This window comes from Cetobacterium somerae ATCC BAA-474 (assembly GCF_000479045.1).
Taxonomy (GTDB): domain Bacteria; phylum Fusobacteriota; class Fusobacteriia; order Fusobacteriales; family Fusobacteriaceae; genus Cetobacterium_A; species Cetobacterium_A somerae.
The window spans coordinates 1-7,721 of record NZ_KI518173.1; the positions used below are offsets into that span (position 1 = coordinate 1).

The 7,721-nt window shown below is 27.8% G+C and carries 12 protein-coding genes and 4 tRNA genes; 9 read left to right on the forward strand and 7 right to left on the reverse strand.

Going from position 1 to position 7,721, the window contains the following annotated elements; genetic code table 11:
- Positions 1–174: 174 nt before the first annotated feature.
- Positions 175–873: a pirin family protein gene (locus HMPREF0202_RS08545; RefSeq protein WP_023052418.1), complete on the forward strand. Its 699-nt coding sequence runs from the start codon at positions 175–177 to the stop codon at positions 871–873.
- 61 nt (positions 874–934) lie between these two features.
- Here HMPREF0202_RS08545 and HMPREF0202_RS08550 read toward each other — a convergent pair whose 3' ends face one another.
- Positions 935–1,132 carry a YwbE family protein gene (locus tag HMPREF0202_RS08550; protein ID WP_023052419.1) on the reverse strand — a complete coding sequence of 66 codons (198 nt, stop codon included), beginning with the start codon at positions 1,130–1,132 and terminating at the stop codon, positions 935–937.
- A 163-nt stretch (positions 1,133–1,295) separates the two neighbouring features.
- On the opposite strand from HMPREF0202_RS08550, the gene HMPREF0202_RS08555 reads away from it, so the two are divergent.
- The 4 genes from HMPREF0202_RS08555 (at position 1,296) to HMPREF0202_RS08570 (ending at position 1,654) form a co-directional block, all read left to right on the forward strand.
- Positions 1,296–1,383 (forward strand) — tRNA-Leu (locus tag HMPREF0202_RS08555).
- Positions 1,384–1,393: 10 nt separating this feature from the next.
- A tRNA-Met gene (locus HMPREF0202_RS08560) sits at positions 1,394–1,469 on the forward strand.
- A 28-nt stretch (positions 1,470–1,497) separates the two neighbouring features.
- Positions 1,498–1,573 (forward strand) — tRNA-Lys (locus HMPREF0202_RS08565).
- A gap of 6 nt (positions 1,574–1,579) precedes the next feature.
- Positions 1,580–1,654, forward strand: a tRNA-Glu gene (locus HMPREF0202_RS08570).
- Positions 1,655–1,750: 96 nt separating this feature from the next.
- On the opposite strand, the gene HMPREF0202_RS08575 is transcribed toward HMPREF0202_RS08570, so the two are convergent.
- The 3 genes from HMPREF0202_RS08575 to HMPREF0202_RS08585 are packed head-to-tail and all read right to left on the reverse strand — an operon-like array spanning position 1,751 to position 3,025.
- Entirely contained in the window at positions 1,751–2,302 is a 552-nt protein-coding gene (locus tag HMPREF0202_RS08575) for a YbhB/YbcL family Raf kinase inhibitor-like protein (RefSeq protein WP_023052420.1), read from the reverse strand.
- Between the two features lie 43 nt (positions 2,303–2,345).
- The gene (locus HMPREF0202_RS08580; RefSeq protein ID WP_023052421.1) at positions 2,346–2,678 is read right to left on the reverse strand and encodes a winged helix-turn-helix transcriptional regulator; all 333 of its coding nucleotides are present in this window, start codon (positions 2,676–2,678) and stop codon (positions 2,346–2,348) included.
- 32 nt (positions 2,679–2,710) lie between these two features.
- Positions 2,711–3,025 carry an FMN-binding protein gene (locus HMPREF0202_RS08585; protein ID WP_023052422.1) on the reverse strand — a complete coding sequence of 105 codons (315 nt, stop codon included), beginning with the start codon at positions 3,023–3,025 and terminating at the stop codon, positions 2,711–2,713.
- Positions 3,026–3,203: 178 nt separating this feature from the next.
- On the opposite strand from HMPREF0202_RS08585, the gene HMPREF0202_RS08590 reads away from it, so the two are divergent.
- Complete coding sequence (locus HMPREF0202_RS08590; RefSeq protein ID WP_023052423.1) at positions 3,204–3,842, forward strand: peroxiredoxin-like family protein; 639 nt, start codon at positions 3,204–3,206, stop codon at positions 3,840–3,842.
- A gap of 37 nt (positions 3,843–3,879) precedes the next feature.
- On the opposite strand, the gene HMPREF0202_RS15675 is transcribed toward HMPREF0202_RS08590, so the two are convergent.
- On the reverse strand, positions 3,880–4,371 hold the full coding sequence (locus HMPREF0202_RS15675; RefSeq protein WP_084537665.1) for a helix-turn-helix domain-containing protein: 492 nt from the start codon (positions 4,369–4,371) through the stop codon (positions 3,880–3,882).
- A gap of 227 nt (positions 4,372–4,598) precedes the next feature.
- Here HMPREF0202_RS15675 and HMPREF0202_RS08600 point away from each other — a divergent pair, with 227 nt between their 5' ends.
- Genes HMPREF0202_RS08600 through HMPREF0202_RS08610 form a run of 3 tightly spaced genes read left to right on the forward strand, consistent with a single transcriptional unit; the run spans position 4,599 to position 6,142 of the window.
- Complete coding sequence (locus tag HMPREF0202_RS08600; protein WP_023052425.1) at positions 4,599–5,102, forward strand: GNAT family N-acetyltransferase; 504 nt, start codon at positions 4,599–4,601, stop codon at positions 5,100–5,102.
- A gap of 14 nt (positions 5,103–5,116) precedes the next feature.
- A complete protein-coding gene (locus HMPREF0202_RS08605; protein WP_023052426.1) occupies positions 5,117–5,581 on the forward strand; it encodes a YbaK/EbsC family protein in 465 nt (154 codons plus the stop codon).
- A gap of 24 nt (positions 5,582–5,605) precedes the next feature.
- Entirely contained in the window at positions 5,606–6,142 is a 537-nt protein-coding gene (locus HMPREF0202_RS08610) for a GNAT family N-acetyltransferase (RefSeq protein ID WP_023052427.1), read from the forward strand.
- A 44-nt stretch (positions 6,143–6,186) separates the two neighbouring features.
- On the opposite strand, the gene HMPREF0202_RS08615 is transcribed toward HMPREF0202_RS08610, so the two are convergent.
- Both HMPREF0202_RS08615 and HMPREF0202_RS08620 read right to left on the reverse strand, forming a co-directional pair.
- Complete coding sequence (locus HMPREF0202_RS08615; RefSeq protein WP_023052428.1) at positions 6,187–6,399, reverse strand: hypothetical protein; 213 nt, start codon at positions 6,397–6,399, stop codon at positions 6,187–6,189.
- Positions 6,381–7,580, reverse strand: a complete 1,200-nt coding sequence (locus tag HMPREF0202_RS08620; RefSeq protein WP_023052429.1) for an ABC transporter substrate-binding protein — start codon at positions 7,578–7,580, stop codon at positions 6,381–6,383. Before HMPREF0202_RS08620 ends, HMPREF0202_RS08615 begins: the two co-directional genes overlap by 19 nt.
- Between the last annotated feature and the right edge of the window lie 141 nt (positions 7,581–7,721).

The following is a 7,721-nucleotide window of genomic DNA, read 5'->3' on the forward strand; positions in this document are numbered from 1 at the left end:
AGAAAAATTATTATTAAAAATAGAAAAATTATTAAAAGATTAAAGCTGTAAATTTATTGCTCTAAAAAATAATATACAAAAATATTTAAGAAGTATTTTAATATTTAAATGATGTATATTTTTAATGGAGGTGAAAGAATTGTGCTTCAATATTAATTGAACACTTTTTGTAAAATGTTAATAAAAAAATTTAAAAGTCATATGGGTGAAAGTAGATACGATTGGTTGTACTCTGTTCATCATTTTTCCTTTGCAGAATACTATGATTCTAATAATTTGGGAATTGGGCCTTTAAGAGTTATAAATGATGATATTATAGCTCCACACACAGGATTTGAAACTCATCCTCATAAAAATATGGAAATATTAACTTATATATTAAAAGGAGTTATAACTCATAAAGATAGTATTAATAATGAGAGTAAAAAAGTTGCTAAAGGTTCTGTTCAATATATGAGTGCAGGAAGTGGAGTATCTCATTCAGAATTCAATGAAGAGGATGAGTCAGTTGAGATTGCTCAAATATGGATAATTCCTAATAAAATGGATTATGAACCAAATTATGGACAGGTCGATTTTAAATGGGAAGATAGAGTAAATAAATTTTTATTGATAGCTTCTGGTGAAAAAGAAGCTCCTATAAAAATAAATCAAAATATAAATATATTTGCATTATATTTAGAGAAAGATAAAAAAATAAAATTTTCTCCTAAAAAAGGATTTGGTTATTATATAGCATTTTTTGAAGGAGAAACAGAAATAGATGGATTACTTGGAAAAAGGTATGAAGCTATAATGGGAGATGAAGAAATAGAAATCAAATCTTTAGAAAATTCACATATGTTAATTTTTGAAATTAAGAAAAATAATTAAAATATAATTAGAAAAACTTAGATTAAGTATAAGTTATTACTTAATCTAAGTTTTTTTATGTTTAAATACTTTTGATTTCTTGGACTCTACCAACAGTTCCATCTTGAAGTCTAACTTTTATTCCGTGGGGGTGTGTACTAGAGTTTGTAAGAATATCTTTAACAACTCCTTCAGTAAGCTTTCCAGTTCGTTGATCTTCTTTTTTTACTATCATAACTCTTAATCCTGCTTTAATATCTTTTCTATTTTTTCCAGTCATGTTATTCTCCTTAAAAATAATTAAATTGTTATATACATTATATATCAAGAAACAGAAAAATAAATAAAATATTTAAATTAAATAAAAAATATAGTTGACTTTTTTTATAAAATGCGGTATAATAATTTTGTTCGTGAGAGAAATGTAAGTTTCTAACTAGGACGCCTGGGTGGCGGAATAGGTAGACGCACAGGACTTAAAATCCTGAGCTATCTGATAGCGTGCCGGTTCGATTCCGGCCCCAGGCACCATTTAATATATCGCGGGATAGAGCAGTTGGCAGCTCGTCGGGCTCATAACCCGAAGGTCGTTGGTTCGAGTCCAGCTCCCGCCACCAAAAAATAAATAAAAATTTAACAAGATATGCGTCATTAGCTCAGATGGTAGAGCACACGACTTTTAATCGTGTTGTCACTGGTTCGAGCCCAGTATGACGCACCATCACCTGCCCCGTTCGTTCAGTGGTAAGGACAATAGATTTTCACTCTATAAACAGGGGTTCGATTCCCCTACGGGGTACCAATACGAACTTTAAAAGATGTAGAAATACATCTTTTTTTTATATATAAAATTAAAAAAATGAAGTATACATATATTTACTGCATACTTCATCTTTCTTTATTTTTTATATTTAGCTTTTAATGTAACTTTATCAAGAATATGGCCATCCATGTTAGTATAAAGTTCGTTTAAATAAAATCCAGATTGTAAATTAATCTCTTTGTCTAGAGCATAGATAGTAATGTTATAAGTATAATCTGTATCTGGTGGTGCAGGACCTCCAAAATGTGAGGCATCACTTTTATTTAATCTTCCCATAGAAGAGATCCAGCTATTAACACCTTGAATAATCTCTTTATTTTCTAAGCTAGCATTTTCTTGAAGTTTAGTAGTTGTTTTAGGAATAATTGCAATCCAATGTATCCAAGAAAATCCTGTAACAGGAATAGCATCAAAATCTTCCATAACTAAAGCATAACTTTTAGTATTTTTAGGAGCATTTTTCCATTCTAAAGGAAAAGATAAACTAGGCATACCATTTAGATTTTGAGTTCCATGTTTACCATATTTTTCTTTTATATATCCATTTTCTATACTATTACTTTCTAAAGTAAATCCAAAAGCTGAAATAGATAAAGCACTTAATGTTACTAAAATATTTTTTTTCATAATAGGTTCCTCCTAAGTTTTAATTCAACTTAAGAATAACATACTATTTATCATCTGTTAATAATGCACTTTTTTGTAAGTATTTAATTCCTAACTCTTGAAATTTTGCAAAAGTAGGGATTATCTCTTTTCCAAACTCGGTCAATCTATATTCGGTATGTTTTGGATAAACATTATATTCAATTTTTTCTAAAAGTCCATGTTCAATCATATCATTTAAGTGTTGGATTAACATTTTTTCATTACAACCAATAATATCTTTTTTTAAATCAGTTAGACGTTGGTTTCCTAAACGCATTCTCCATAAAATAATAGGGGTCCATTTTCCTCTTAGGATAAAGAAAACAGCTTCTAAAGGACAAGTTATTTCTCTCATTTATTCACCTTTTGATTTGAAATTATTTTTGCTTACTTGGTATTTTCAAGAGCAGCTTTTAAAGCCTTTTTAAAAACATCAGATGTGTATGTGGCTCCAGCAATTGAATCTATATCTGCTGAATTTTTAATTTTTGCTTCAGCTATTAATTTAGGAAGTGCTTTTCTAGAAATACTTTTTTTAGTATTGTCTTCTAGAATTTCAATATTTTTAATCTTTCCATTTGAATCTTTTTCTAATTTTAATTTTATTTCATATCCGTACTTATCATCTTTACCAACTCCAATAGATTCACTACTAAAGGTTAGAGTTGAAATTAAGAAACTAAAGATTAATATTTTTTTCATAATAAATACCCCTTTTAAACATAATTACCTTTTAGAATATCATAAAGCTACATAATTTGTAAACTAGTTACTTCTACGTAACTGGTAACAAAATAGTAACTAATTGTTTTTATACCTATCTTATATTATTCTTAAAGCATAAAAGAGTACAATTAAAAATTTAAAGAGGGGATTAACGGTGAATATTCTTGAAAAAAAATTATCAGAAAGAAGAGAGTCAGCTAAAAATAGGATAAGTCCAGAAATATTATCTAAAATGTTAGAAGCTACTCAAAGTTTAAAAAATAGTGAATTAGAAAAAGAGACATTTAATATTGGAGATAAAATAGAAGATACTATTTTGTTAAATAATTTAGGAGACAAAGTATCTATAATGGATGTTTTAGGAAAACAACCAGCAATTATAAGTTTTTATAGAGGGACTTGGTGTCCATATTGTAATTTAGAATTATCTACATACAATGAGTTATTAAAGGATAAAAATAAAATTAAAATGATAGCAATCTCTCCAGAAAGACCAGAGAGTTCTATTAATGTCGAAAATCTCAATTTTGAAGTTCTTTCAGATATTGATAATAAGTTTGCTAAAAAATTAAATCTGACATTTGATATAACTGAAACAATTGAAGATATTTATGATGGATTTGGAATTAATTTAGAAAAATCTCAAGGGAAGAAAAGTAGACTCCTTCCAATTCCTGCAACTTATATAATAGATTCATCAGGAGTTATTGTGTATGCTTATATAGATGCTGATTATACAAAAAGGGCAGAACCAAAAGATGTTATAGATAAGTATTTAGAACTTATAAAATAAAAAAATAGAGAGGAATTAAAACCTCTCTATTTTTTATTTATATTAGAAGTTTCCAAGTTTTTTTAAATTTAGCTGGAGTAACATTTTGATATTTTTTAAAAATTTTAGAAAAATTTTCAATATTACAATAATCTAACTTAAAAGCTATTTCAGATATTTTTAAATTTGTATTTTCAAGGTAGTTTATAGCCAAATCTACTTTTATTTTTTGAATATAGTCTTTAAAATTTATACCGACTTCTTTTTTAAACAATCTTGAAAGATAATCAGGATTAAGTGAAACAAAATCAGCAACTTCACTTAAACTAATAGGGTTATCTTTATTTATATCAATAAAAAGTAGGGCATTTTTTATATTTAAACTATAGGTATTATATTTTTCATTATGAAAAAGACAAAGCTTAGAATATTCTTTTATGATATCCTCATCAATTTTTTTAACTTCAGCTATTGTAGATGAATTTTCAATCCAGGTAAAAATTTTAAAAGATAAATTATGAATGAAAGTTGGAGGAAATAAAAAAGGGATATTTACAAGAGAAAGAAAACCAAAATTAGCAGCTCATACATTGAAAAAAAGATGGGAGCAAATTCCAGATTTTAATTATAAAAAATAATATAATTTTATGAAAATAAAATATCCACTACAAGATAGAGTGTAGTGGATATTTTTTTATTTATAAATTTTATACTATGAAAATATTGGAAAAAGGGTTAAAATCTCTAATATCTTATAATTAAAGGGGAGAAAAAATTGTGATAAGAAAAGCAACAGAGATAGATATTCAAAAAATAATGGAGATTATATCAGTAACAATTAAAGAGATGAAAACTTATAATAATACTCAGTGGGATGAAAGCTACCCACAAGCGATAAACTTTTCAAAAGACATAGATGCTGGTGATTTATATGTGGATGAGTTAAATGATGAAATAAGAGGCTTTGTTTGTATAAATTGCATAGAACCTGCTGAGTATGACCATATTGATTGGCAATCTTTAGAAAAGGCTATGATTGTTCATAGAATGGCAGTGAATCCAAACTTTAGAAATCAAGGGGTAGGACTTTCATTATTAAAGTTTTCAGAGGAGCTAGCATTGGAAAATGGGGTTTCATACCTCAAAACGGATACATATTCAATAAACGATAAGATGAACTCTCTTTTTAAAAAATTTGGATTTCAATTAGCTGGGGAAATGGAATTTTTAGGAAAGGAAAAACCATTTTATTGCTATGATAAAGTTATTTCTAAAAAATAGTGAGGAGGAGATCAATGGCAATTGAAAAAGTTAGAGAGTATTTTAAAGAGTTTGGAATTGAAAATAGAATTCAAGAGTTTGAGGTATCAAGTGCCACAGTGGAGTTAGCAGCTGAAGCTTTACAGTGCGAACCGTGTAGAATAGCAAAAACACTTTCTTTTGTTGTTAATGAAAATCCAATTTTAATTGTAACTGCTGGAGATACAAAAATTGATAACTCAAAATATAAGGAGCAATTTAAATCCAAAGCTAAAATGTTAAAATTTGATGAGGTGTTAGAGACTATAGGCCATGATGTTGGCGGAGTTTGTCCATTTGGAATTAATGAAAATATAGATATATATTTAGATGATTCCTTAAAGAGATTTAAAACAGTATTTCCAGCTTGTGGAAGCAGTAATAGTGCAATTGAACTAACAATAGAAGAGATAGAAAAATATACACCTTTTATTTCATGGATTGATGTGTGCAAAAAATAAAAAAGCTATAATTGGAGATGAAAGATGGATAAGGAATACAAAATTATTAGTGAAAGATTAAAGTTTAGAGAGATTGCTGAAGATGATTTTGATTCAATATATAACATTTTAAAAGATAAAGAGATTATGTATGCATGGGGACATGGATTTTCTAAAAAAGAAACTATGGAATGGATTGAAAAAAATAGAGTTCGTTATAAAAATGAGGGATATAGTTATTTTTCTGTTTTTGAAAAGGAAACAAAAAAAATTATTGGACTAATTGGACCTTTAATAGAGGATATCAATGGGGAAAAACATATAGGAGTAGCTTATATATTGGATAAGAGATATTGGGGATTTGGTTATGCTACAGAAGGTGTAAGTGCTTGTATAAAATATGCTTTTGATTTTTTACATGTTAATAAAGTAATTGCTGAAATTAGACCTGAAAATATTAACTCTTGTAGAGTGGCTGAAAGAGCTGGGATGAAGATTGAAGGGAAATTTGTAAAAGTTTATAAAGGTGAAGAGATGCTTCATTTGATTTACAGTATTTTAAAAGAAGATAGAAATGAATAAGAGAAGACTTACGTCATCTCTTATTCATTTTTTTTAAATAAAATCTAATTTCTAAAATTTAATTGAGAGAAATTATAAAGTCCTCTTTCGTCTCCTTTAAATCCCACAACATTATTTGCAACTCCTACAGAGTAATTAGGGTAATATAGAGGTAAAATAGCATAATCTTCGTATAATTTCTCAGCAGCTTTTTTTAGATACTCCTCTCTTTGCTTTAAATCATAAGTTCTAGAAGACTCTAAAAGAGAATCGAACACATTGTTCTTCTTCCTGCTTCAGGAGCGTTTTGAGAGTGGAACAAAGGATATAAAACTCCTTCAGCATCAAAAGTTCCGTTAACCCATCCTCCAAGAAGAAGATCGTGCTCCCCTTTAGCTGAAGAATCTAAATATTTAGCCCAATCTAAAATTATAATTTCAGATTCAATTCCAACTTCTTTTAAATTAGCCTGGATTATTTGAGCATTTGTTTTTCTAGTTCCAACATCATTTAAAATAATTTTTAAGGTACGATCTATTTTAACATCTTCTACTTCTATTTCCTTTGTGTTTGGAGAAAAACCATACGAAGTTTCAGGAATCATAGATGTTGCAATAGTTCCACTTCCTTCTAAAGAAGTAGCTATTAAATCTCTTTTATTTATTGCTTTAGATATTTTTACTCTTTCTTCTAAAGTTAATTTTTCATTATTAAACCAAACCATTTCTGTAGTTACAGAGGGCGTTTCAATAACCTCTATTCCTTTGCTTTTTACTAGTTTTTTATCAACAGGAGGAACATTGGTGTTGATTTGGATTTCTTCGGCTTCTAAAGCCATTGTTCTAGCATTATCTTCAGGAATAGCTCTAAATATGATTTTATTTTTCCCAGGATTTTTAGAATAATTATTTGGTGATAATTCAATGGTATCAATATCCTCTTTATCTAATTTGAAAGAACCAGTTCCAACTAATCCTTTATCAGTTTCTTTTAAAAGAACAATCATTGGATATGTCATATTATTTAAAATTGAAGGTGTAGCAACTTTAAAAGTAATTACAATTTTATCTCCATTTATCTTTATAGTTTCAATATTTCCAGTTAGAAATTTGCATCCAGGATGAGTTAAAGTTCTCTCAAGACTATTTTTAAAATCTTCAATAGTAACAGAATCTCCATTAGAAAATTTTAAATCTTTTTTTGGAGTAAGTTCCAAAGTGTCGTTTACAAAGATGTATTTATCAAGTACATTAGACTTTAACTCTTTATTTTCGTAGTATAAAAATGTTTCAAAAATTTGATTAGTTACAAGCAGTGAAGGAATATCATTAGATACCATAGGATCTAATTTTTTTATTCTAGATGGTGTTCCTATTATAATATTTTTTTCCTTTTCTTTTCCACAACCTACCAATGCTAAACTTCCTAATAAAATTCCAGACAAAATAATTTTTTTCATATTAATATTCCTCCACGTTTAAATTTATTGTATATAAATAAAAAAAGCTTGAGAGATTCTCCCAAGCAACGTGTTTTCAACATATTTCTTCGGGAGATCTCATTTAAGTAAATCAAAATGAGTTCGTCCCAAAATTAAAAA